The sequence below is a fragment of the Planctomycetota bacterium genome (genome assembly GCA_033763975.1).
GTDB lineage: Bacteria > Planctomycetota > Phycisphaerae > Phycisphaerales > UBA1924 > RI-211.
Map to the genome: position 1 here is coordinate 220,401 of JANRJM010000013.1, position 21,726 is coordinate 242,126.

The following is a 21,726-nucleotide window of genomic DNA, read 5'->3' on the forward strand; positions in this document are numbered from 1 at the left end:
CGCGTTACGGCGCGGGCGGGGGCGTGTCCGCGCCCGGCGCGGGCTCGCCCAGGGCGGCGTCGAGCGCCGCGGAGAGTTCCGCCATCGTCGTCTCGGGGACGTACCGCGTCGGGGGCATGACGAGCACGCCCGCGCCGTCCACGATCGCGTACGACGGGAAGACGTGCGCGCCGAACGCGCGGGCGGTGGCGTCCGCGTCGAGCAGCAGGCCCAGCGCGTCGGAGGGCGGGGCGTGCCCGGCGATCGCGAGGTCGCGCGACTTCTCGCGCACCGCCAGCGTGTAGGCCCGGACGTTGCGGCCCTGCACGCGCTCGAGGACGGGGCCGAGCTCGGCGTGCGCCTCGCGCAGACGCACGGCCCAACTGCCGGCGAACTCGAGCAGCACGACAGAGCCCCGCAGGCTCGCGAGGCTCACGGTGTCTCCCGTTGGCGTGCGGAGCTCGAACTCCGGCGCCAGGCGCGGGGCGGGAGGGGGCGTCGGGTCGGGGGTGGCCGGGGGCGCCGCATCGGCGGGAGCGGGGTCGATCGGGGCGGGGTTGACGGGGTCCTTCGGCTCGGACTTGGCGGGGCGTTCGAAGGTGGGGCCTCCGGGCGTGTTCGCGCCCGGGACGGGCACGGGCGCGGGCGGGCGGTCTTCGGTGTAGCCCTCGGGAACGTCGACGCGCAGGCTCGCGAGCAGGGTGGGCGCCGGGTCGGCGGTGTCTACGCGGACGTTGGTCCACTCGAGGACGACGCGACCGGTCTCGGTGTCCTTGCTGGTGATGATGCGCTCGACGCGGCGGGGCAGGTGGTCGTCTTCACTGAAGTACCAGACCGCGCGGTTGCGCCCGTCGTTGAAGGTGACGAGCACACCCTCGCAGCGCGTGCCGTCGAGGTCCTGGGTGGGCTGGGGCTCGAACTCCGAGCCCGCGAGCTCGCGCGCGAAGGGCTGGGGCGACGTGAGGTCGTCGAGGCGGACGGCGGCGATCGCGTTGACGCCCCGGGCGCGCCGGGCGTCGATGCCGGATTTCTCGATGACCGTGCGGGCGGTGTGGTCGACCCACTCGACGCCGTTGACCAGCCAAGCGACGTCGAAGTCGGTCCAGGGGTCTTTGCCGCCGGGCGCGGAGATCTGCCCGGTGAGGCGGAGGCGCCAGCCGGGGAGAATGCCCCCGGGCGCCCGGACCTGGCGGGCGTCGGCGCGGATGGCGCGGGAGGTGCTGCCCAGGAAGGACCCGGTGGAGTAGGACCGGGCGGAATAGGTGATGCTCTTGGCCTCGCGGATGGACCGGGCGGCGCGGACGAAGAGCTCGCGGGCGGGGTTTGCCTGCGGCGCGGCGGGCGGCGTGGACGCCGCCCCGGGCTGCGCAGCAGGGGTTCGCGGGAGGTTGTTGAGCTTGGGCGCGTCCTCTTCGCCCGCTTCCTGCGCGCGAACGGGGATGGTGAGGAAGAGAAGAACGGCGAGGATCAGAAGGGCGCGGGGCATCGGCTGATTGTTCGCGTGTCGCGGGGGCGGCGCTCGCCCTAGGCGAGCAGGGCCCGCAGGGCCTCGCCCGGGTCGGGCTGGCGCATGAGGTGCTCGCCCACGAGCGCGATGCGGACCCCCGCCCCGCGCAGACGCCGCAGGTCGTCGGGCGTGCGGATGCCCGACTCGCTGACGAGCACCGTGCGGTCCTCGACGAGTTCGGCCATGCGGAGCGTGGTGCCCAGGTCGACGGTCATCGTCGCGAGATCGCGGTTGTTGATGCCCAGCAGCGCGTAGCTGCGGTGCGGGAAGCCCACGTGCGGACGCACGCGCAGGAGATTGTCGAGGCTGTGCACCTCGAGCAGCGTGGTGAGCCGGAGCTGCTGGGCGAGGATGAGCAGGTCGACGAGCAGGCTCTCGGAAAGGCACTCGGCGATGAGCAGGATGGCGTCGGCGCCCGCGGCCCGCGATTCGTACACCTGCCACGCGTCGATGATGAAGTCCTTGCGGAGCACCGGGAGCGGGACGGCGGCCTTGACGCGGGCGATAAAGGAAAGATCCCCCCCGAAGAACTCGCGGTCGGTCAGGCAGGAGATCGCCGCGGCGCCGGCGCGGTGATACGTTGTGGCGATGTCCTCCGGCCGCCAGTCGCGCGTGTCGTACTCACGGCGCAGCAGCCCGGACGAGGGGCTCCGCCGCTTGATCTCCGCGATCACGCTCGTCGAGTGCGTCACGGGGCGCGTCACCGCGGCGAAGAAGTTGCGCGGGGGCTCGGCCTGCGCGCATCGCTCGCGGAGCGCGTCGAGCGGAGTCTCCCGGCTCGCTCGGGCGACCTCCTCGCGCTTGTGCGCGATGATCCGGTCGAGCGTCGCGATCGGGCTGGTCATCGGGGCCATTGTTGGCGCGCCGTCCGTCGCGCTGGGCGCGCCGCCAACCTCCGGCCCCGCCGACGCGGGCGCGCTCCGCGGGCTGCTCGAGCCCTGGGCGCTGCTGCACCTGGCGTGGGCCGGCGCGGCGGTTGCGTTCGTGCTCTCGCGCGGACTGTGGCGCCTGCGCGCGCGCCGGGTGACGGGCATCCCGTGGTGGCTGTGGCTGAACGCGGCGATCGCGTCGTGGCTGGCCTTGGGCGCCTGCGCGGGGCTCGCCTCGTGGGTGCTGGGCGGGGCGGGCAACGCCTCGCTCCGCGCGCAGTCGCTGACGGCGTTGTGGGGCTACGCCGGCGGGCTGTTGTGCGCGCTCTCGCTGTCGGTCCACCTGGCGAAGTTGGCACCGGCCAGCGGGCTGCACATCCGTGTACGCGGGCTGCTGCTCGGGGCGGCGCTCTTGGCGCTCGGCTGGCCGCTGGTGCAGGGCGTGAGCCTCGTGTGTGTGGCCGCCCATCGACTGGCGACGGGCCAGCCCCCGGAGCAGATCTCGCACCCGACGCTGCGGGCGCTGGTCGACAACCCGCGCGAGCCCTGGGCGTGGCTGATGGTGGCGCTGGCGGTGCTCGTCGCGCCGGTGTTCGAGGAGGTGCTGTACCGCGGGTTCTTGCAGTCGCTGGCGGTGCGCGCGACGGGGCGGCCCTGGGCCGCGGTGTTGCTCACGTCCGTGATCTTCGCCGCCGCCCACCTCGGGCAGGGCATGGCGTGGTACTCGCTCGCGGTGATCGGCGCGCTGGGCGTCGTGCTGGGGGCGGCGTACGAGCGGACGCGCTCGCTGGGCGTGCCCATCGCCATGCACGCGATCTTCAACGCGGCCAACGTGGCGCTGGCGATCACGACGGCCTAGGCGGCGTTCGGGCCCGCCCGGCACTACCCTTGCCGCCATGAGCGCCAGCCCATCCAAGCCCCGCATCCTGACCGGCGACACCCCCACCGGGCGCCTGCACCTGGGGCACTGGGTGGGCAGCGTCGAGCGGCGGGTCGCGCTGCAGGACGAGTACGACTGCTACTTCCTGCTCGCGAACATGCACGCCTTCACCACGCGCTTCGACAAGCCCCAGGACATCCGCCAGGACACCATCGAGATCGTGAAGGACTGGCTGGCGGCGGGCATCGACCCCGCGCGTTCGACCATTGTTTTGCAGACCGAGGTGCCCGCGATCGCCGAGTTGACGTGGTACTTCGCGATGCTGCTGTCGTTCAATGACGTGATGGGCAACCCGACGCTCATCCACGAGCTCGAGACCAAGGGGCTGGCGGACAAGTACTCGTTCGGGTTCCCGATGTACACGGTGGGGCAGTGCGCGGACATCCTGGCGTTCCGCCCGGTGTACGTGCCGGTGGGCGAGGACCAGGCGCCGCACATCGAGATGTGCCGCAAGGCGGCGCGGAAGTTCAACCAGTTGTACTGCGCCGTGCCCAACCGCACGGAGGACGCGGACTATGTGCAGGCGGGGGGCGTGTTCCCGATTCCCCGGGCGCTCATCGGTCGCGTGGGGCGCCTGCCGGGCGTGGGCGACGGCACGCAGAAGATGAGCAAGAGCCTGGGCAACGCGATCTTCCTGAGCGACAGCGCGAAGGACGTGCAGAAGAAGATCAACAAGATCACGACCGGGCGCCAGAGCCCCACCGAGCCGGGCGACCCCGACAACGTGCTGTTCAGGTTCGTCGAGGCGTTCATCACCGACGAGGCCCGCGTCGCCGAGCTCAAGGACCGCTACCGGCGGGGCGACAACCTGGGCGACGGGCACGTCAAGGCCGAAGTCGCCGAGGCGATCAACCGCCTGCTCGAGCCCATGCGGGCACGCCGGGCCGAGTTCGAATCGCCCGCGGGCGACACGCGCATCGTCGAGATCATCAAAGACGGCGTGAAACGCGCGAATGTCGTGGCGGAAGAGACGCTGTACCTCGCGAAAAAGGCGATGGGACTGGACTTCGGGAAGCGGGTGCTCGGATACGACAGGGGGTGAGCGAATGGACGAGCAGTGGATCGGGCACGTGGTAGAGGCCGAGGAGGGCGTGCTCTCGTGCCTGGTGAACACGGCGTTGGGCGAGCACGCGCCGGACGCGTCGCGCCCCTGCTGCACGCTGGTGCGCGTGCCCTTCGCCGAGCCGGGCGAGGACGGCATGGGTTCGCAGGACGAGCGTGACGCGCTGCACGACGCGGAGGAGTCGCTCGGCGAGGCGATCGCGGCGTACGGCGTGCTGCACGTCGCGACGGTGCGCGGCGCGGGCGTGCTGGACCTGTGGTACTACTCGTCGACCGAGGCGGCGACGCACATCGGCCCCGCCGCGAAGCGGGCGATGGGCGAGCGCGCGGTGGAGGTCGGCTCGCAGGACGACCCCGAGTGGTCGCAGTACGGCGCGATGTTCCCGCCCCCCGAGGCGTTCGGGCAGTACCTCGACTGGATGCTGATCGAGACGCTCGAATCCAAGGGCGACCGGCTCGAGCAGGAGCGGCCGGTGGACCACGGCGTGTACCTGCCGACGAAGGAGGCCGCGGCGGCGGTGGAACGCGACGCCGCCCGCGCGGGGTTCGAGGTCACCGACCGGGGCGTCGAAGAAGGCGACGAGGCGGCGTACTTCCTGCAACTCACGCGGACGCACGCGGTGACCATGGACGTCGTGCAGGAGATGCGGGCGATGCTCACCGAGATGGTCGAGTCCCACGACGGGGTGTACGACGGCTGGGCGACGGCGGTGGTGGAATAGGGGCTGGCCGATCGCGTCAACCTCGCGCATCAGTGGACGAGCGCGCTGCCGGGTACACCTGCCGCGACCCGTTCACGCCGAGCGGTGAACCCGGCCACGCCGAACGCGCACATGAACGCGCCCGGGACGAGATACCACCAGAAGTTTGCGTTGGTGCTGTCCGCAAGCGCACCCAAGCTGCTCATTCGCTCTTCCATCGACTTCCCGCCATCGCGGAAGTAGCCCCCGGCCATCTGCCCGGCGATGATGCCCGCCTCCAAGTTGGCCAAGTACGTGTGATACTGCGAGTTGTCTTCCATGCTCTTGTAGGCGCCGCCGAGGCAGATGATCCCTCCGGCGAGCAGCACGGTCGCAGCGGCGCGTACGAGCATGTTCCCTCCGTCGGCGGCACCCAGTTCGCAGGTCGGCCGATGGGCCGAGGCCGGGAGATTACCGGGCCCCGCCGGCGCGAGCAAGACGTGCCGAACGGCGCGTTCTGTTAGTCTGCCCCCTTGCGGGCCAACCGCCCGCGGGAAGGACACTCATGGCCGACGCTGTTTCTGGAGCGGCTTCCGGGCCCATGGCGGGCGACGACCCGCGCCTCGCCCCGCCCCCGCCGCTCTCGCCCGACGCGAGCCCGGAGGAGAAGGACCGGCACTGGTTCCGCCACGTGTACCAGGGCGACCGCATGCCGCAGCTCACGCTGCGCGCGGTGCTCATGGGGGGCGTGCTGGGCATGCTCATGTCCCTCTCGAACCTGTACACGACGGTGAAGCTCGGGTGGGCGTTCGGCGTCGCGATCACGGCGTGCGTGCTCAGCTACGTCATCTGGAACGCGCTGCGCGCCCTGACAGGCGGCAAGCTGCGCCAGATGTCGATCCTCGAGAACACGTGCATGGCGAGCACGGCGTCGGCGGCGGGGTACTCCACGGGCGGCACGGTCGGCACCGCCGTCGGCGCGCTGCTGCTCATCAGCGGCAACCACATGAACTGGCAGGTGCTCGTGCCGTTCGTGCTGCTGAGCGCGGGGCTGGGGGTGTTCCTCGCCATCCCCATGAAGCGCCAGATGATCAACCACGAGCAGTTGCCCTTCCCCAGCGGGATCGCCGCGGCGGAGACGCTGCGCAGCCTGTACACCAAGGGGCGCGAGGCCGCGCAGAAGGCCACGAGCCTGGTCGCGGCGTTGCTCATCGGCATGCTGCTGGCGTTCCTGCGGTCGTACGAGGGGCTCGTGCACCTGCTGCACGAGGCGAAGAAGGCGCCGCTGTGGCTGGTGGACGCGAGCAAGTGGCTGAAGGTGCCCGAGTTCATGGCGTTCCCGAGCTCCTGGCTCGTGCCCCGCGGCACGGTCGCGACATGGGGCTTTGAGCCCAGCGGGCTGCTGGTGGCGGCGGGGATGATCGTGGGCCTGCGCGTGTCGCTGTCGATGCTCGGCGGATCGCTGCTGCTGTTCCTGTTCTTCATCCCGTACCTGCACGGGCTGGATGCAAGCGCGACCGGGAACGCGGTCACGTCGTTCACGTACGGGCCCGAGGGGGCCTTCAACCCGATCCGCTGGTCGCTGTGGGGCGGCACGAGCCTGATGATCTTCTCGAGCCTCACGAGCCTGGCGGTGCAGTGGAAGGCGCTGGTGCGGGCGTTCAAGATCGAGAAGAAGGCGCCGGGGGCCGAATCGACGGCGATGGACGCGATCGAAGTCCCGTTCATGTGGCTGGTCATCGGGCTGGTGCCGATCGGGCTGGGCCTGGTGATCCTGCAGCACTACGCGTTCCAGATGAGCTATCTGCTGGGCACGATCGCGGTGGTGATGGCGTTCCCGGTGGCGCTGGTGTGCTGCCGCGCCACGGGCGAGACCGACACGACGCCCATCGGCGCGATGGGGAAGGTGACGCAGCTCCTGTACGCGCTGCTCGCGAAGGGGAACGTGACGGTGAACCTGATGTCGGCGGGCGTGACGTCGGCGGCGGGCGGCGCGTCGGCGGACCTGCTGACCGACCTCAAGAGCGGGTACCTGCTGGGCGCGAACCCGCGCAAGCAGTTCCTCGCGCAGTTCTTCGGGTGCTTCTTCGGCACGCTGTCGGTGGTGCCGGCGTGGTACCTGATGTTCCCGAACAAGGACGTGCTGGAGGAGTACAACCCGCCGGCGGCGAACATGTGGCGGGCCTTCGCCGAGGCGCTGACGAAGGGGCTCGACAGCGTGCCGCAGACGGCGCAGGCGGCGATCGTGGTGGGCGGGCTGGTGGGGATCCTGCTCCCGCTGGCGGGCGCGCTGTTCCCCAAGAGCCGCAAGTACCTGCCCAGCGCCATGGGGCTGGGGCTCGCGTGGGTCGTGCCGTTCGCGAACTCGCTCAGCTTCGCGATCGGCGCGGTGCTGACCGAGGTGTGGCGGCGTGTGCACGCGAAGCAGTGCGAGAAGTACAACACGCCGGTTGCGTCGGGCCTCATCGCGGGCGAGGCGCTGCTGGCGGCGGTCATCGCCATCGCCAGCACGGTCGTCGGCATCCTGTGGCTGACGCCGAAGTGACGTCGGCGCGGGCGCGAGCGGAGGTCCGGGGAGGTCAGCGGGCGGCGGGGTCGGCCGAGGGGTCGGCGCGCTCGCCCGGGGCGGCGTCGGGAGGCGTCGTGCAGCCCATCGCGCCGGCACGCCGCCGGGCGGCGACGAGCGTCAGCGGGATCGAGAGCACGTAGAGCGCCGCGAGCACGCTGAGCGTGAGCCACAGGTCCACCGCCGCCCCGACCGCGAGCAGCCCGACGCAGACCAGCAGCGGGACGACCGCGCGGCGCGTGATGCGGAGCGCCTTGAGCGAGAACATGGGCACGCGCGTGACCATGAGCACCGCGATGACCAGCGTGTACACCATGACGACCCACGCGGGTGCGGTCCAGTCGAGGATGCCGGATCGCGCGAGCATGGGCGGGATGAGCACCGCGCCCGCCGCGGCGGGCGAGGGCATGCCGGTGAAGTAGGTCGCGGGCCGCTCGATCGTGCGTTCGCCCGCCGGGGCGCCGGGCGTCCGCTCGGGCGCGCGATCCGCGCGGGGTGCTTTGGACGCGGGGGCGTCGGCGGTGAATCGCGCGAGGCGCAGGGCCGCGCACAGGGCGTAGGTGACGAACGCGGCCAGGGCGAAGGCGCCGAGCTTGCCCTCGAGCTTCTCCTGCACGCGCAGCCACTCGTGCAGGATCATCGCGGGCGCGATCCCGAAGGCGAGGAAGTCGGAGAGCGAATCGAGCACGGCCCCGAAACCGGAGCTGACGCGCAGGAGGCGGGCGGCCCGCCCGTCGAGCGCGTCGAAGACGCCCGCGAGCACGACCGCGCCCAGCGCGCGATCCCACTCGTGACGCGTCGCGAAGTGCAACGCCGCCAGCCCGCAGCAGAGCGCCACCGTGGTGAGCAGGTTCGGGATGAGGGCGGCGACCGGGAACTCGTGCTTGCGTGGGCCCAGGCGGATGAACATCGGTGCTCCGGAGATAGCGTGCGGCGGCCTAGCCGGCGCGACGCGCCAGGATCGTCTCCCCCGCCACCGCCCGCTGTCCCAGGCGCGCCGTCACTTCCGTCCCCGCAGGAAGATAGAGGTCCACCCGCGAGCCGAACCGGATCATTCCGTAGCGTTCGCCGGCGGCGAGTTGCTTCCCGACGCTCACGCGGCAGACGATGCGTCGCGCGACGAGCCCCGCGATCTGCACGACCGGCAGGGCGGCGCCGTCGGGAAGGCGCAGCAGCATCGAGAGCCGCTCGTTGTCGGTGCTGGCCTTGTCGAAGGACGCGTTGAAGAACTTGCCCGCGCGGTGCTCGAGGCGCTCGACCACGCCACGCGCTGGCGCACGGTTCACGTGGACATCGAAGACGTTCATGAACACGCACACGCGATCGCGGGGCTCGTCGCCCAGGCCGAGTTCGGGCGGCGGCGGCGCGCGGTCGATGAGGCAGACGCGTCCGTCGGCGGCGCTGAGGAAAGCGCCTGTCTCCTGCGGGATTCTCCGCGGGGGATCGCGGAAGAACCAGGCGCACCAGACGATCAGCAGCAGCGCGACCACCGGGACGGGGTAGGCGACGTGCTCGAGCCCGATGGTGTAGAGCCCGCCGATGGCGATGGCGCTGACGAGCACGCCACCGACGACAAAGCCGGCGAGGATGGGACGTCCTTCGGGGGCGAGGATCGGGGCGGGGGCGTCGGGCACGACCTCGCGGGTGGGGTGTGAGCCGTCGGGGGTCGCGGGGGGCACGGAAGAGTATAGGAAACCGCGGGAGATTCACTCTGCGCCGCGCACCGAGGTCCCAGAACGGCGGTGATGAGGCGCGGGCTCAAGGACGCGCGCCGGGGGTTCGATGTCGGGAGCACATGAACGCGGCTCGCGCGAGAACGGTGCTGGTGTGCGACGACGAGGCGCCGATCCGCCAGGTGATCGCGCACAAGCTCCGCGCGCACGGGTACGTCGTGCACGAGGCGCGGACGGGGCAGGAGGGCGTGGACGCGGTGCTCGGCGGGCTGAGCCCGGACCTCATCCTGAGCGACCTGCAGATGCCCGTGATGAGCGGGCTGGAGATGTGCCGCGTGCTGCGGGAGATGGCGCCGACGCGCGAGACGCCCGCGCTGATGCTGACGGCGCGCGGGTACATCATCGCGCCGGAGGACCTCGAGCACACGAACATCCGCCAGGTGATCGCGAAGCCGTTCGGCGTGAAGCAGCTGGTCGATCGCGTGCGGGCCCTGCTGGGCCCGGACCGGGCCCCGGGCGATCCGTCGGCCCTGGCCGCGTAGAGGGACGTGCCATGAACGACCGCACCGCACGGGACATCGGCGCCGCGATCATCGATCGGTGCGAGCTGCTGGGCCTGGGGGCGTGCCTGCTGACGCCGGAGGGGCGGATCGCGGGCACGACGGTGCGGCCGCGGGCGCTGGCGGCGCTCATGCGGACCCCGCGGGTGATGACGGCGGTGAACGGGGCGGCGCACTCGGGCGTGGTGGACGCCGCGCCGAAGGTGCGCATCGCGCTGGTCGCGTACACCACGGTGCGTGGCGAGCGCGGGCGCATCGCGGCGCTCGTGCTCGACGAGGGCTTCCACGCCGACCCGGCGTTCGCCGAGATGTGCCGGCACGCCTCGCTCGATCCGCACGCGACGCGCGCCGATCTGTCGGCGTTCGTGTGCGGGGGGGCGCGCCCCGCAGAGCTGGTGCGCCGCACGCTCGAGGGGCTCGCGGCCGACGCGCTCGAGCTGCACGAGCGCGACGAGACGATCGAGGGCTTCTCGCGCCAACTGGGCGAGTCGTTCGACACGATCGACCTGCTGTACTCGCTCGGACGCTCGATGCACGGGCCCTTCGACGCCGCCGGATTCCTGGGCATGGTGTGCGAGCGCCTGCACGCGACGATGAGCTTCTCGTGGGTGGCGGCGGTCTTCTCCGACGCGCCGGCGATCACGCCCCGCCTGCGCGGGATGACGCTCTCGCGCGGGCAGACGCCGGTCGCGCACCCGCGCCTCCGCGAGGGTGCGATGGGGCTGCTCCGCGCGTGCGGCGAGACCGGCACCATCACCAGCCAGAGCCCCTTCGCCGTCGAGGGCACGCCCCCCCAGATCATCGTCGAGCCCGTCCGCTGCAAGGGGCAGGTCGCGGGCGTGCTGCTCTGCGGGGGCAAGCACGGCGAGGACCCGTTCGTCAGCAGCTACGACAGCCAGCTCATGGAGGCGTCCGCCGGGCTGGTGACGGCGTTCGCCGACAACCTCGCGCTGTACGACGACCTGCACGCCTCGTTCGTCGGCACGGTGCGGGCGCTCTCGGCGGCGATCGACGCGAAGGACCGCTACACGTTCGGCCACTCCGAGCGGGTCGCGTGGATGGCGCGCGAGCTCGCGCTCGCGTCCGGGCTCTCGAAGCGCGAGAGCGACCGCGTGCACATCGCGGGCCTGGTGCACGACGTGGGCAAGATCGGCGTGCCCGAGGGGGTGCTGTGCAAGCCCGGCGCGCTCACCCCGCAGGAGTTCGACGCCGTCAAGCAGCACCCGGCCATCGGGCACCGCATCCTGCGCGACATCCCGGGGTTCGAGGACGTGCTCCCGGGCGTGCTGCACCACCACGAGCGCTACGACGGGCACGGGTACCCCGCGGGGCTCGCGGGCGAGGACATCCCGCTGATCGCGCGCCTCATCGCCGTCGCCGACACCTTCGACGCCATGAGCAGCAACCGCTCGTACCGCCCCGCCATGCCCCGCCCGCGCGTGCTGGCCGAGATCGAGCGGTGCGGCGGGAGCCAACTGGACGCGCGCATCGCGTCGCTGCTGCGGACGATCGACCTGACCGGGTACGACGAACTGTTCAACGCGCGGCGTGCCGAGGCGGCCCAGGCCGCGTGAGGCGATTCACAGCGCTCTACTCGACCACCCGCGTCAGCGTTGCGCCGTCGATGGACCACCCCACCGTCTCGCGGAAGCCGGGGGCGGGCGTCGCCGGGCGGGCCGCGCGGACGGTGAGGCGCCCTTCCGTCGCGAAGTGCCTCCCGACCAGCAGCACGCCCTCGATGGTCACGACGCCCTTGCACGCGACGTCGCCCGTCGCGTAGATGAGCCCGCGCAGCAACCCCGGGTACGAGTCGCTCTGATCGGCGTCGCTCACGCCACGGTAGGGCGTGCCGGCGGGGTTGAGGTTCACGCGCAGCGACGACTCCGCGAAGTCCGTCGAGGTCTGCGTGATGGCGATGGACCCGTCGACGATGAGCGACACGCCGCCCGCGCCGGGCTCGAGGAGCACGCTCTCCATGATCTGGGCCCCCGCCCCGACATCCACCAGCACGAGGGTGCCGACGATGCGGCACTCGCGCAGACGCACGGGCGCACCCCGGCAGTCGATGACATAGATGCCGTTCGGGTCCGCGGCGCCGAACGGGTTCGACGAGGACGACAGCACCACGTCCCGCAGTTCGCCCCCCGTGAGCGAGGCGTATGCGATCGGCGTGCCCATCGCCGACCACGCCGCCACCACGCCCGGGCCCGGCATCTCGACCGGCTCGGTCAGCACACGGGTCGACCGCTGGAACGAGGAGCCGGTGATCGCGCCGGCGGCGACGGGCGCCGCGACGCTCGCGGAGACGGCGTGCATCGCGCCGTTCGCGCCGATGACGTCGTCGGCGAAGACGGTCGTGCCGTTGAACGTCGCGCTCCCGCCCGCCCAGACGCACCCGGCCGTGACACTCGCGAGGTGCCCGAAGCTCGGCAGCGCATCGGCGCGCAGGCCCTGGCGTGCGGCCCCCTTTGCCGCGAGCACCTCGAGACGCACGGGCTCGCCGGTGTCCGCCGTCAGATCACCCGCGGGATCGGCCAGCGTGCCGGCCATGCGAAGCCCGGCGTCGGCGTGGTTGACCGCCGTGTAGGGCCCCTTGTCCGCACGCCACGACGTGCCCCGCGGGTCGGCGTGCAGCACGTCGCACACGATCTCGAACGCGGACGCGGCGGCCCGGCGCGCGTCGGCGGCGTCGCCCCCCGCTTCCGCGCTCGTGCGCTGCACCCGCACGATCCCGAGCGCCGCGATGCCCAGCCCGGTGAGCGCCACGCCCACGCACAACACGAGCGCGTACACCCCGCCGCGTCGGCGGCGCTTCACGGGAGCACCTCGTCGGCGCCGCGCGTCCGGTAGACCACCCGCGTCGCGAGCGGCACGCCGTCCTTGCGCACCGTGACGGTCACGCGCTTGATGGAGGTCGCGGTGAGCGAGGGCGTCAAGGCGCCGGAGGGCAGCCGCGTCATCCACACGACCTCGGTGTCGCGCTGCCAGGACCCGTCGGCCCCCGCGACGCCGTCGCGCGACTCGGGGGGCTTCTCGGAAAGGGCGTGGTAGTCGTCCACGTCGTCGAACCCCGCGCGCGTCACGCCCGCGTCGCCCGGGTTTGGCCCGATGGCGTCCGTGCCGGCGTCGGGGTCGCTGAACGCCCGGGCGCCGACCTCGGCGCACAGCGATTCGGCGAGCGCGTGCGCCCGGGCCGCATCCGCGAGCCGGTGGCGTGCCCGGGCGGTGGCGCCCAGGGTTTCCAGCGCGCCGATCACGAGCACGACGAGCACGGCCGCGGCGATCGTCGCCTCGATGAGCGAGAAGCCCCGGCGCATCACTTGTCCTCCGCGACGATCGGCTCGTCCGCCGTCACCGAGATGTCGAGCACGAGGGGCGTGGCGGACAACGCGGGCAGCAGGGGCCTCGCGGGCATGCCGGCGCCGGCGCGTGCTTCGCCGTCGCTCCCGCCCGAGTCGACGTGCACGCGCACGCCCGAGGCCCGGGCCGCGCTGGCGACAATGGTACCGGGCTGCTTTACCAAGCCGTACAGCTCGTAGCGCAGGCTCACGTCGGGGCGAGCGCCCCACGAGGCGCCGGAGGAGGTCGAGACGGCGACGCCCGCTTCCGTGTTCGCGACCGCCGACTGCGTGGGGAACGAGACGAACGGCAGCAGCGCCTGGCGGAAGACGAACCACCGCCCGGTGCCGGCGGGGATGTCCGACGGCCCGGCGCCGAAGCCCGAGAAGTCAAAGGTGATCCACGACGCCGCCGGGAGGTTGAGGGCCAGCAGCGCGGACGCCGACGACTCGACCGTGCCGGGGAGGTCGTCGCCGTCGGGAAGCGTGCAATCGGCGACGAGCGTCGCGGAGAGGATGCTGGAAGGCGAGACGCGGACGCGCAGACGCGAGATGCTGTAGTGCGTTGCGCCGGCGGGCAGCGTCGGGCAGATGAACTGCGCGACGCGGGTCGACGCGGTGAGCGCGGTCGAGCCGTCGGCGTCGTCGTCGAACGACGCGAGCAGCACCTCCGAGCCGTACGAGCCCGCGGTGGCGGCGGTCACCGAGTCGTTCACCGTGTCCCAGTCGATGGAGAACGCGTGCACGTCGTCGAAGGCGTGGGTCTGCTTCCCGTTCTGGGCGCGCACGAGCGGATCGCCGGGGGTGCCCGACCACGCCCACGAGACGGTCTCGTGGACGTCGTCCTGGTCCTGGTCGGCGAGCGTCAGCTCGACCGCGTGCGCAGACCGCGCGACGATCGCGGTCGCGAGCGAGACGTCGGACGCAACGCGTTCGGCGATCCGACGCGCGGCGAGCGTGCGGGACACGGCGTCGTCCTCGCGCGGGGAGGCCCGGGCCGCGAGCACCATGGAAGAGGCCAGCGCCGCGCCGATGAGCGCGACGACACCGAGGCTCACGACCATCTCGAGGAGCGAGAAGGCCCGGCGCGTCATCGCTTGTCCTCCTCGGCGGTGACCTCGCCCACCTCGATGTCGGCCGGCACGGAGCGCGTCCGATCGACGACCACGCGCGTCGCGACCACTTCCGGGGTGCCCACCCGCACGGACCCGTCGGACGCGACCGTCACGGTGGAAGCGACCCGCCCGGCGCGGACGGTCACCGTGCCGGCGTCGCTCGGGCGGGCGAACGCGTCGAACGTGACCGAGTCCGAGGTCCCGAACGTCGCGGTCGAGATGACGCCCCCGTAGGGCTCGATGGACAGGTCGGGCGTGCGGGGCGTGCCCCGCGCGGGACGCACCTTGAACTGGCAGTAGCCCTCGAAGAACATGACGACCACGGGCGCGCTCGACGCTTCGGCGGTCTCTCGCGCCAGCTCGAGTTCCGCCGCGACCCGCCGGGCGCTCGCGTCGACGCGGTAGCGGTTCTGCGCGACGGCGTAGCGCGGGACGGCCATCGCCGCGACGACCGCCACCACGCCGAGCACGAGCACGAGCTCGATCAGGCTGAACCCGGGGCGCGCAAAGGCCCGGCGAAGTTCGTTCGCCGGGCGACGTTCGGCTGGCGGGTGCATCAGTCGAGCCCCTGCGCCCCCTGCACGACAGACTGTTCGGGAGTTGCGCCGTGCACGACGGCCCCGCCCCCTCAATACGCGTTGTACTTCTTGCCGTTCGCGTCGACCTCGCCGTCGGCGAGCGCCGCCTGGATGGCGCCGGTGCTCTCGTCGTACACCCAGCCCACGGTGGCGCCGACCGCCGCGGCGACGCCGGTCTGGCCCTTCTTGCTCCCCACGGGCAGCGGGGGAATGGCGCGCAGGTACGGGCCAAAGATGAACTCGCCGGTCTTGGTCGCGTTCGCCGTGCCGTCGAGCTTGGTGTACGTCGTCAGCTGCGCTTCAAAGGTGAGGACCTTGGGCCAGTCCGCGTCCGTCCCGCCGTGCTCCGTGTGGAACAGGTCGATGGCGTTGCGCAGAATGGTGAGGTTGCCCGAGAGGGCCGCGTCCGCGGCGCCCGCCGCGCCGCGGCTCATCCGCGGGATCGCGATCGCCGCGATGATCCCGATGATGACGACGACGATCACCAGCTCGATCAGGCTGAATCCACGACGCACGGCGTGCCGCATGACGTCCTCCGATGTGCCCGGTGGGGCTGCGTCGGGCCCGGGGCCATCGCCCGACGCCCGCCGACCGCATGTTGCATCGTCCCCTCACGCACTCGTGTTGAGCAACTCGCGCACCATCCAGCCCGCACGAGCGGCATGATCCCACCTTCAGCGCGGCGCGCCCCGCGTTCCCGTGGGAACCTGCAACGCGACCTCGTGCCCCGCGACCGAGAACGTCGCGCGACGCTCCTTCGCGTCCACCGCCACCAGCGTCGCGCGTCCCGATCCGTCGGGCAGGGCCACGCTCTCGCCCAGCGCGAGCGTCACCCCGTTCACCACCGCCACTCCCGTCGAGACCGACGTCAGCCGCAGCCCCGTCGGCGTCGAGGACACCTCCGGCGCATCGACAGGCGCCGGGGCGTCGTCGGACGGCCCGGGCAGCCACTCCGGCGGGCAGCGGAAGACCCCGCCCGGGGGCGGCTCGCCCTCCATCTGGGCCGCCATCCGGCGCAGGCGTTCGGCCAACGACTCGGCCTCCGGCGCCCGCGCGCGCGCCGAGGCCGCGGGCGCCGGGGCCCCGCCGGTATCGGTCGTGGCGTGCGCCGTGGCCGGGGCCGCCCCGCCCGAGAGCACGAGCTTGTCGACCCCCAGGGCGATCAGGCCGATCACGAGCACCCCGGACGCGAACTTCTGTTGTGCGGTGAGTTCCACGCTCCGAATGGGCGATACGCGCGGGCGTCCGTCAAGGCCGCTCCGCGCGGGATGTCGTGTCGGCGTCGGCACGCGCGGCGTCACCGGCACGCGTGTACCAGATCATCTCGACGGTGAACCGGGCCGGCTCGTCGGGCGCATCGGGGCGGGCGCCCACGCCGAAGGCGACCGTCTCCATGTCCGGGAACCGCTCGCGCAGCGCTCCCAGGAACGGCGCGAACGAGTGGGGCGGGCACTCGCCCCCCACGACGATCGGGATCGTCCCGTAGCGGGGAGTCTGCGTGGGCTGCCGCGGCGCCACCTCGCGGACCAGCACGCCCAGTTCGTCGCCCAGTTCCGGGATCGCCGCCAGGCGCGACGTGAGCCCCGAGGCGGGCCCCAGCACGACCTGCGTGCCGAGGTCGGCCTCGGCGCGGGCGAGCTGCTCGCGCAGCGTGCGCACCTCGCGTTCGCGCGCGTCGAGCAGGCCTCGCTGCTCGTCGAGCTGGGCGCGCTCGTGCCGCGCCGCCGCCGCCGCCTGCTGCGCGGGGCGGACCACGCCCAGGTAGCCCAGCAGCGTGAGGCCCGCGACGCAGGCCACGCCGACGAGGTCGACCGCCGAGAAGACACGTGCGAGGTTCATCGGCGGGGCTCCTTGGAGGCACCGTCGCGCAGCGCGCACTGCACGCCGAACTCCACGAGCGCGGGGCGATCGGGGCGGGCGTCGCCGCGGGACCGGAGTTCCACGACCGCCACGCTCTCGAAGACGCCCGACTCTTCGAGGCGCAGCGCGAAGTCCGATACCGCGCGCTGCGAGCCGCCGACCCCGGCGAGCGAGAGCGTCCAGGGCCCGCGGCGCACGAGGCCCTCGCCCGCGCGGGGCGGGCCCCCGCCGCGCGACGAGAGTGACACGCGCTCGAACGCGACGTCCGCCCGCTTGGCCCGCGCCAGGAGATCGAGCAGCAGGCTCCAGTCGGGATGGTCGCCCACGGCGCGCGCGGTCGACAGTCGTTCGTCGGCGACCGAGACCGACCGGCGCAGGGCCTGGCACGCGCGTTCGGCGTCGGCCAGGCGGGTCTGCGTCTCGGCGAGGTCGCCCGCGGGCGAGGCGGTCGCCGGGCGAGAGAGCGCCGTCCACGCCCAGCCGGCGCCCAGCAGCACGACGTACGCCGCGCAGGCGCCGGTCCAGGCGCGGGCGCGGGCGCGCAGGCGCAGCGCGCGGACGCGCGAGGCGGGCAGCAGATTGAGCGCGCCGTTCATGCCGCCCTCCGTGCGCCGGCGCGGGTCGGGACGTCGCGCACCGCCACGCCCAGCGCGATCGCGAAGGCGGGGTCGATCGGCGCGCGCCCGGGCCCCGCGTCATCGATCTCCCAGAGGCGCGCGGGGTCGAGCTCTTGCACGGGCAGGCCCAGCGACTCGGCGAGGCGCTCGCGCAGGCCCGAGGCGTGCCACCCTTCGCCGCAGAGCAGCACCCGCCCCGGACGCGCCCCCGGGTAGCGATGGGCCGCGTACGCCAGCGAGCGCGCCACCTCCGGCGCGGCCCGCGCGCCAAAGTCCGTCTGCACGCCCCGCATCGCCCCGCGGACGCGTTCGGGGAGCGCCGGCGAGGCGTCGGCCGATGCGTCGGTCGTCCGCGCGAGGCTCCGCACGAGATCCGGCGGCAGGCCGCCCCGCGCGCCGACGTCCTCGCACACCTGCCTCCAACTCGTGGACTCGACGACCCGCTCGAACACGATCGCGCGGTCGAGCACCAGCACGATGGTCAGCCCGTCCCAGCCCACGTCGAGCACGCACGTCAGCACTCCGGGGAGCGCGAGCGCATCGGCGGCGCGCGCCATCGCCATCCCGCCGGACTCCATCGCGACGCACTCGAGCCCCTCGTCTTCCAGGCGCTCGATGATCGGCTCGACGCGATCGCGCACCACGCCCAGGCACATCGCGTGCAGCCCGTCCTTGGCACGGGGGGGCGGCGGCACTTCCCACATGACGTGGTGCACGCCGGACGCGTCCACGCGCGACGCGCGGGCCAGCTCCAGCCGCGCGATCTGGTCCAGCGGCGCCCCGCTCGAGCGAGGAGGCAGTTCCAGCGAGGCGCTCAGCACGAGCGGCTGGGGCAGCACCACGCCGACACGGTCGCCCGAGAACCCGCCGCGGCGCACGAGCCCGGCGACGAGCGAGGCGTCTTCGGGCGTGAAGATCGCGCCGGGCTCGCGCGCGGGCGAGCGCACGCCCGACGCCCACGCGCGCACCCGCACGCGCCCGCCCCGCACGTCGCCCTGCGCCAGGCGCACGACGCCGCCGGTGAGGTCTACGCCGATCAGCGTCGCCCGGGGCGCGATCATCGCCCACCTCCCGCCGCCGTGAGGTCGAACAGTGGCAGGAACATGCTGATCGCCATCCCGCCCACGACGAGCCCGAGCAGCACCAGGATCACCGGCTCGAGCAGCCCGGTGACGGTCTTCAGCAGCACCTCGTTGTCCTCGTCCATCGCGTCGGCCATCGCCAGCAGCACGGCGGGCACCTGGCCCGAGCGCTCCCCGCTGCGGATCGCCTCCACCATCACCGGCGGCACGAGGTCCGACTGGCTGAACGCGGTGCTCACGTTCTCCCCGCGCGTCACGCTCGACTCGACCTCGCCCAGCAGCGCCTCGAAGCTCGCTACCCCAGCCGCCTCGCGCGTCAGGCGCAGCGCGTCCAGCATCGGCACGCGCCCTTCCAGCAGCACCCCCAGCACGCGCGACAGACGCGCCAGCGCGAACCCGCGCATCAGCCGCCCCACCTGTGGCGTGCGCAGCATGCAACGCTCCAGCGCCCGGCGCCCGCCCGGCGTGCCCGCGTAGACGTACAGCGACGCCGGGATCCCCAGCGCTACCCCCACGACCACGTACCAGTACGTCCGCACCAGCGCCGAGGTGTCCATCAGCAGGCGCGTAGTCGGCGGGAGCGGCGCGTCGAGCGTCTTGAACAGCCCCTCGAACCGCGGCATCACGAACCCCAGCATCCCCGCCGTCACGCCCAGCGCCACCACCACCAGCAGCGCCGGGTACACCAGCGCCCCGGTCAACTGCTTGCGCACCCGCACCCGCTGGCGCATGAACACCGCCAGACGCTGCAGCATCGCGTCCAGACGCCCGCCCGACTCGCCCGCCGAGATCAGGCTGCGGCACACCCCGTCGAAGTACGCCGGGTGCTGCGCCAGCGTCTCCGACAACTGCGAGCCCTCTTCCAGACGCGTCCGCATCGACGCCAGCGCGTCGCGCCACGCGCCCGCGGGCTGCTGGCGCTCGATCGACGTGATCGCCTCGACCAGCGGCGTGCCCGTCTGCACCAGCACCGCCAGCTGCCGCAGGAACGCCGCCGCCCGCTCCGCCCGCGCGCCCCCGCCCAGGCGCGGCACGCGCCGGCGCCCCGCGCCCTCGCCCCGCACCTCCCGCACCTCCGACACGAACACGCCCCGGCGCGCAACCTCCTCGCCCGCCTCGCGCGCGCTCGGCGCTTCCACCGTCTCGCGCAGCGATGTCCCGTCCTTGGCGTACCCGGTCACGCGGAACTTCACGCGGCCTCCTTGTGCGCCGGCGCCGCGCGCTGCTCGTCGTCGTTCTGCGTCACCCGCAGGATCTCCTCGAGGTTCGTCTTCCCGTCGATCGCCAGCAGCACGCCCTCCTCGCGCAGCGTCAGCATCCCCTGCTCGCGCATCTTCGCGCGCAGCTCGTGCGTCGGGCGCCCGTGGTGCACCAGACGCCGGATCTCGGGCGTCACCTCGAACACCTCGTACACGCCCAGCCGCCCCTGGTACCCCGAGTCGTGGCAGCGCTGGCAGCCGGCCCCCTTGCGGAACGCCTTGCCCGCGTGCGTCGCGTCGAGCCCCGCGTCCTGCAGCACCTGCTCGCTGGGGTAGTAGCGCGTCGCGCACCCGGCGCAGATCGTCCGCGCCAGACGCTGCGCCACCGCGCCGTTCAGCGCCCCGCTCAGCAGGTACGTCTCGATGCCCATGTCTACCAATCGCGCCACCGCGCCGGGCGCGTCGTTGGTGTGCAGCGTCGCGAGCACCAGGTGCCCCGTCAGCGCCGCCTGCACCGCGACGCGCGCCGTCTCGTTGTCGCGGATCTCGCCCACCATGATCACGTCCGGGTCCTGTCGCAGAATGCTCCGCAACGCCCGCGCGAACGTCAGCCCGATCGGCTCGTTCGTCTGGATCTGGTTCACCATGTCGAGCTGATACTCGACCGGGTCCTCCACCGTCAGCAGGTTCACCTCGGGCCCGCGCAGCAGTTCCAGCGCCGAGTACAGCGTCGTGGTCTTCCCGCTCCCTGTCGGGCCCGTCACCAGCGCCATCCCGTGCGACTGCTGCAGGAATCGCTTGAACGTGACGAGGGGCTCGGCCCGGAACCCCAGGTCCTCCAGCCGCACCTTCAGGTTCTGCTTGTCGAGCACGCGCACCACGATCTTCTCGCCCAGCAGCGTCGGCATGCTCGACACGCGCAGGTCGATCTCGCGCCCCTCCGCCACGATCCGCACGCGCCCCTCCTGCGGCAGGCGTTTCTCCGCGATGTCCATCTTGCCGATGACCTTCACCCGCGAGACGATCGCCGCGTGCATGCCCGAGGGGGGCTTCATCAGGTCGCGCAGGTTCCCGTCGATGCGGTAGCGGATCCGCGTCCCCTTCTTGTCGGGCTCGATGTGGATGTCGCTCGCCCGGTCCTTCACCGCCGTCAGCAGCGCGATGTTCACCAGGTTCACGATCGGGCTGCCCGCGACCATCCGGTCCAGGTCGGTGGAGGGCCCTTCGTCCACCGACTCGCGCTCCACCACCTCCACCGCCGCGTCCTGGAGTTTCGTGAGGAACTCGTCGACGTCGACATCGCCCGACGAGTACTTCTTCACGAACTCGAGGATGTTCGCCTCCATGGCGAGCACCGGGCGCACCGTGCACCCCGAGAGGTGCGCCACGCGGTCGATCGTCGGCAGGCTCTGGGGCTCGGCCATCGCCACCGTCAGTTCGCGCCCCACCTTGAACATCGGGATGACGCGCAGACGCTCGCACTCCTCGGCGCCCAGCAGCTTCAGCAGCGCCGGGTCGATGAGCCCGTGGCGCAGCGTGACGCCCTTCACGCCCAGGCACTTCGCGACCGATCGCACGAGCACCGACGGGCTGATGACCCCCTGCTGCACCAGCATCTCGCCCAGCAGGCGCCCGCCCGTGCGCTGCTCCGTAAGCGCGCGCTCCAGCTGCTCGGGCGTGATGTGCCCCTCGGCCAGCAGCACGTCGCCCACGCGCACGCGCCCCGCGGACGGGAACCCGGGTTGTCCGCTCGCCTGGCTCACAGGAAGCTCCGCACCGCCGTGTGCACGTCCTCGTAGAACTCGAACCGGTCCGCCAGCCCCGTCAGGTCCAGCACCTCGCGCAGCGTCTCGCCCGCCCCCGCCACGCGCAGCGCCCGTCCCCCGGCGCTCAGGTCGTCGCTCGCGCCCACCAGCGCCTCGAGCCCCAGGCTGTCCACGTACGGGATGCCCGAGGCGTCCATCACCAGCCGCCCCAGCGAACGCGTCGACACCTCGCGCGCTCGCGCGCGGAACTGCTCGACCTCGCCCTGCACCAGCGGGCCCACCGGCCTGAGCACCGTGACCGCTCCCTGTCGCTGTTCCTCGATGTCCATCCCCGG

The 21,726-nt window shown here is 72.7% G+C and carries 23 protein-coding genes; 6 read left to right on the forward strand and 17 right to left on the reverse strand.

The window, feature by feature from the left end; translation table 11 throughout:
* Positions 1 to 4: 4 nt before the first annotated feature.
* Together SFY69_08280 and trpC are read right to left on the reverse strand one after the other, a co-directional pair.
* Positions 5 to 1,465, reverse strand: a complete 1,461-nt coding sequence (locus tag SFY69_08280) for a TlpA disulfide reductase family protein (protein MDX2132034.1) — start codon at positions 1,463 to 1,465, stop codon at positions 5 to 7.
* 38 nt (positions 1,466 to 1,503) lie between these two features.
* Entirely contained in the window at positions 1,504 to 2,331 is an 828-nt protein-coding gene (trpC, locus tag SFY69_08285) for an indole-3-glycerol phosphate synthase TrpC (GenBank protein MDX2132035.1), read from the reverse strand.
* Between trpC and SFY69_08290 the strand changes: the two genes are divergently transcribed.
* Genes SFY69_08290 through SFY69_08300 form a run of 3 tightly spaced genes read left to right on the forward strand, consistent with a single transcriptional unit; the run spans position 2,297 to position 5,079 of the window.
* Positions 2,297 to 3,214, forward strand: coding sequence for a CPBP family intramembrane glutamic endopeptidase (locus SFY69_08290; GenBank protein MDX2132036.1), 918 nt, complete (start codon positions 2,297 to 2,299; stop codon positions 3,212 to 3,214). The two genes, trpC and SFY69_08290, sit on opposite strands and share 35 nt — an antisense overlap.
* 37 nt (positions 3,215 to 3,251) lie before the next feature.
* Positions 3,252 to 4,337 (forward strand): tryptophan--tRNA ligase, encoded by a 1,086-nt coding sequence (gene trpS / locus SFY69_08295; protein ID MDX2132037.1) that lies wholly within the window; start codon positions 3,252 to 3,254, stop codon positions 4,335 to 4,337.
* Between the two features lie 4 nt (positions 4,338 to 4,341).
* Positions 4,342 to 5,079 (forward strand): DUF695 domain-containing protein, encoded by a 738-nt coding sequence (locus SFY69_08300; protein ID MDX2132038.1) that lies wholly within the window; start codon positions 4,342 to 4,344, stop codon positions 5,077 to 5,079.
* 29 nt (positions 5,080 to 5,108) lie between these two features.
* On the opposite strand, the gene SFY69_08305 is transcribed toward SFY69_08300, so the two are convergent.
* Positions 5,109 to 5,450, reverse strand: a complete 342-nt coding sequence (locus tag SFY69_08305; protein MDX2132039.1) for a hypothetical protein — start codon at positions 5,448 to 5,450, stop codon at positions 5,109 to 5,111.
* Positions 5,451 to 5,602: 152 nt separating this feature from the next.
* On the opposite strand from SFY69_08305, the gene SFY69_08310 reads away from it, so the two are divergent.
* Positions 5,603 to 7,582, forward strand: a complete 1,980-nt coding sequence (locus SFY69_08310; protein MDX2132040.1) for an OPT family oligopeptide transporter — start codon at positions 5,603 to 5,605, stop codon at positions 7,580 to 7,582.
* Positions 7,583 to 7,616: 34 nt separating this feature from the next.
* Here SFY69_08310 and SFY69_08315 read toward each other — a convergent pair whose 3' ends face one another.
* Together SFY69_08315 and SFY69_08320 are read right to left on the reverse strand one after the other, a co-directional pair.
* Positions 7,617 to 8,513: a phosphatidylcholine/phosphatidylserine synthase gene (locus SFY69_08315; GenBank protein MDX2132041.1), complete on the reverse strand. Its 897-nt coding sequence runs from the start codon at positions 8,511 to 8,513 to the stop codon at positions 7,617 to 7,619.
* Positions 8,514 to 8,541: 28 nt separating this feature from the next.
* Positions 8,542 to 9,237: a phosphatidylserine decarboxylase gene (locus SFY69_08320; GenBank protein MDX2132042.1), complete on the reverse strand. Its 696-nt coding sequence runs from the start codon at positions 9,235 to 9,237 to the stop codon at positions 8,542 to 8,544.
* A 161-nt stretch (positions 9,238 to 9,398) separates the two neighbouring features.
* On the opposite strand from SFY69_08320, the gene SFY69_08325 reads away from it, so the two are divergent.
* Together SFY69_08325 and SFY69_08330 are read left to right on the forward strand one after the other, a co-directional pair.
* Positions 9,399 to 9,818 carry a response regulator gene (locus tag SFY69_08325; GenBank protein ID MDX2132043.1) on the forward strand — a complete coding sequence of 140 codons (420 nt, stop codon included), beginning with the start codon at positions 9,399 to 9,401 and terminating at the stop codon, positions 9,816 to 9,818.
* Positions 9,819 to 9,829: 11 nt separating this feature from the next.
* Positions 9,830 to 11,410, forward strand: coding sequence for an HD-GYP domain-containing protein (locus tag SFY69_08330; GenBank protein ID MDX2132044.1), 1,581 nt, complete (start codon positions 9,830 to 9,832; stop codon positions 11,408 to 11,410).
* A 16-nt stretch (positions 11,411 to 11,426) separates the two neighbouring features.
* Here SFY69_08330 and SFY69_08335 read toward each other — a convergent pair whose 3' ends face one another.
* The 12 genes from SFY69_08335 to SFY69_08390 form a co-directional block, all read right to left on the reverse strand.
* Positions 11,427 to 12,653, reverse strand: a complete 1,227-nt coding sequence (locus SFY69_08335) for a hypothetical protein (protein ID MDX2132045.1) — start codon at positions 12,651 to 12,653, stop codon at positions 11,427 to 11,429.
* Complete coding sequence (locus SFY69_08340) at positions 12,650 to 13,153, reverse strand: prepilin-type N-terminal cleavage/methylation domain-containing protein (GenBank protein MDX2132046.1); 504 nt, start codon at positions 13,151 to 13,153, stop codon at positions 12,650 to 12,652. Before SFY69_08340 ends, SFY69_08335 begins: the two co-directional genes overlap by 4 nt.
* Positions 13,153 to 14,268 carry a type II secretion system protein gene (locus tag SFY69_08345; protein MDX2132047.1) on the reverse strand — a complete coding sequence of 372 codons (1,116 nt, stop codon included), beginning with the start codon at positions 14,266 to 14,268 and terminating at the stop codon, positions 13,153 to 13,155. Before SFY69_08345 ends, SFY69_08340 begins: the two co-directional genes overlap by 1 nt.
* Positions 14,265 to 14,846 carry a GspH/FimT family protein gene (locus SFY69_08350; protein MDX2132048.1) on the reverse strand — a complete coding sequence of 194 codons (582 nt, stop codon included), beginning with the start codon at positions 14,844 to 14,846 and terminating at the stop codon, positions 14,265 to 14,267. Before SFY69_08350 ends, SFY69_08345 begins: the two co-directional genes overlap by 4 nt.
* Positions 14,847 to 14,917: 71 nt before the next feature.
* Positions 14,918 to 15,394 carry a prepilin-type N-terminal cleavage/methylation domain-containing protein gene (locus SFY69_08355; GenBank protein MDX2132049.1) on the reverse strand — a complete coding sequence of 159 codons (477 nt, stop codon included), beginning with the start codon at positions 15,392 to 15,394 and terminating at the stop codon, positions 14,918 to 14,920.
* Positions 15,395 to 15,541: 147 nt separating this feature from the next.
* Positions 15,542 to 16,084 carry a hypothetical protein gene (locus SFY69_08360; GenBank protein ID MDX2132050.1) on the reverse strand — a complete coding sequence of 181 codons (543 nt, stop codon included), beginning with the start codon at positions 16,082 to 16,084 and terminating at the stop codon, positions 15,542 to 15,544.
* A gap of 31 nt (positions 16,085 to 16,115) precedes the next feature.
* Positions 16,116 to 16,706, reverse strand: coding sequence for a hypothetical protein (locus SFY69_08365; protein ID MDX2132051.1), 591 nt, complete (start codon positions 16,704 to 16,706; stop codon positions 16,116 to 16,118).
* Positions 16,703 to 17,323, reverse strand: a complete 621-nt coding sequence (locus tag SFY69_08370; protein MDX2132052.1) for a PilN domain-containing protein — start codon at positions 17,321 to 17,323, stop codon at positions 16,703 to 16,705. Before SFY69_08370 ends, SFY69_08365 begins: the two co-directional genes overlap by 4 nt.
* Positions 17,320 to 18,405 (reverse strand): hypothetical protein, encoded by a 1,086-nt coding sequence (locus SFY69_08375; protein ID MDX2132053.1) that lies wholly within the window; start codon positions 18,403 to 18,405, stop codon positions 17,320 to 17,322. The genes SFY69_08370 and SFY69_08375 overlap by 4 nt, the downstream gene beginning before the upstream one ends.
* On the reverse strand, positions 18,402 to 19,619 hold the full coding sequence (locus SFY69_08380) for a type II secretion system F family protein (GenBank protein ID MDX2132054.1): 1,218 nt from the start codon (positions 19,617 to 19,619) through the stop codon (positions 18,402 to 18,404). The genes SFY69_08375 and SFY69_08380 overlap by 4 nt, the downstream gene beginning before the upstream one ends.
* Positions 19,616 to 21,388 carry an ATPase, T2SS/T4P/T4SS family gene (locus SFY69_08385; GenBank protein ID MDX2132055.1) on the reverse strand — a complete coding sequence of 591 codons (1,773 nt, stop codon included), beginning with the start codon at positions 21,386 to 21,388 and terminating at the stop codon, positions 19,616 to 19,618. The genes SFY69_08380 and SFY69_08385 overlap by 4 nt, the downstream gene beginning before the upstream one ends.
* The gene (locus SFY69_08390) at positions 21,385 to 21,720 is read right to left on the reverse strand and encodes an STAS domain-containing protein (protein ID MDX2132056.1); all 336 of its coding nucleotides are present in this window, start codon (positions 21,718 to 21,720) and stop codon (positions 21,385 to 21,387) included. Before SFY69_08390 ends, SFY69_08385 begins: the two co-directional genes overlap by 4 nt.
* Between the last annotated feature and the right edge of the window lie 6 nt (positions 21,721 to 21,726).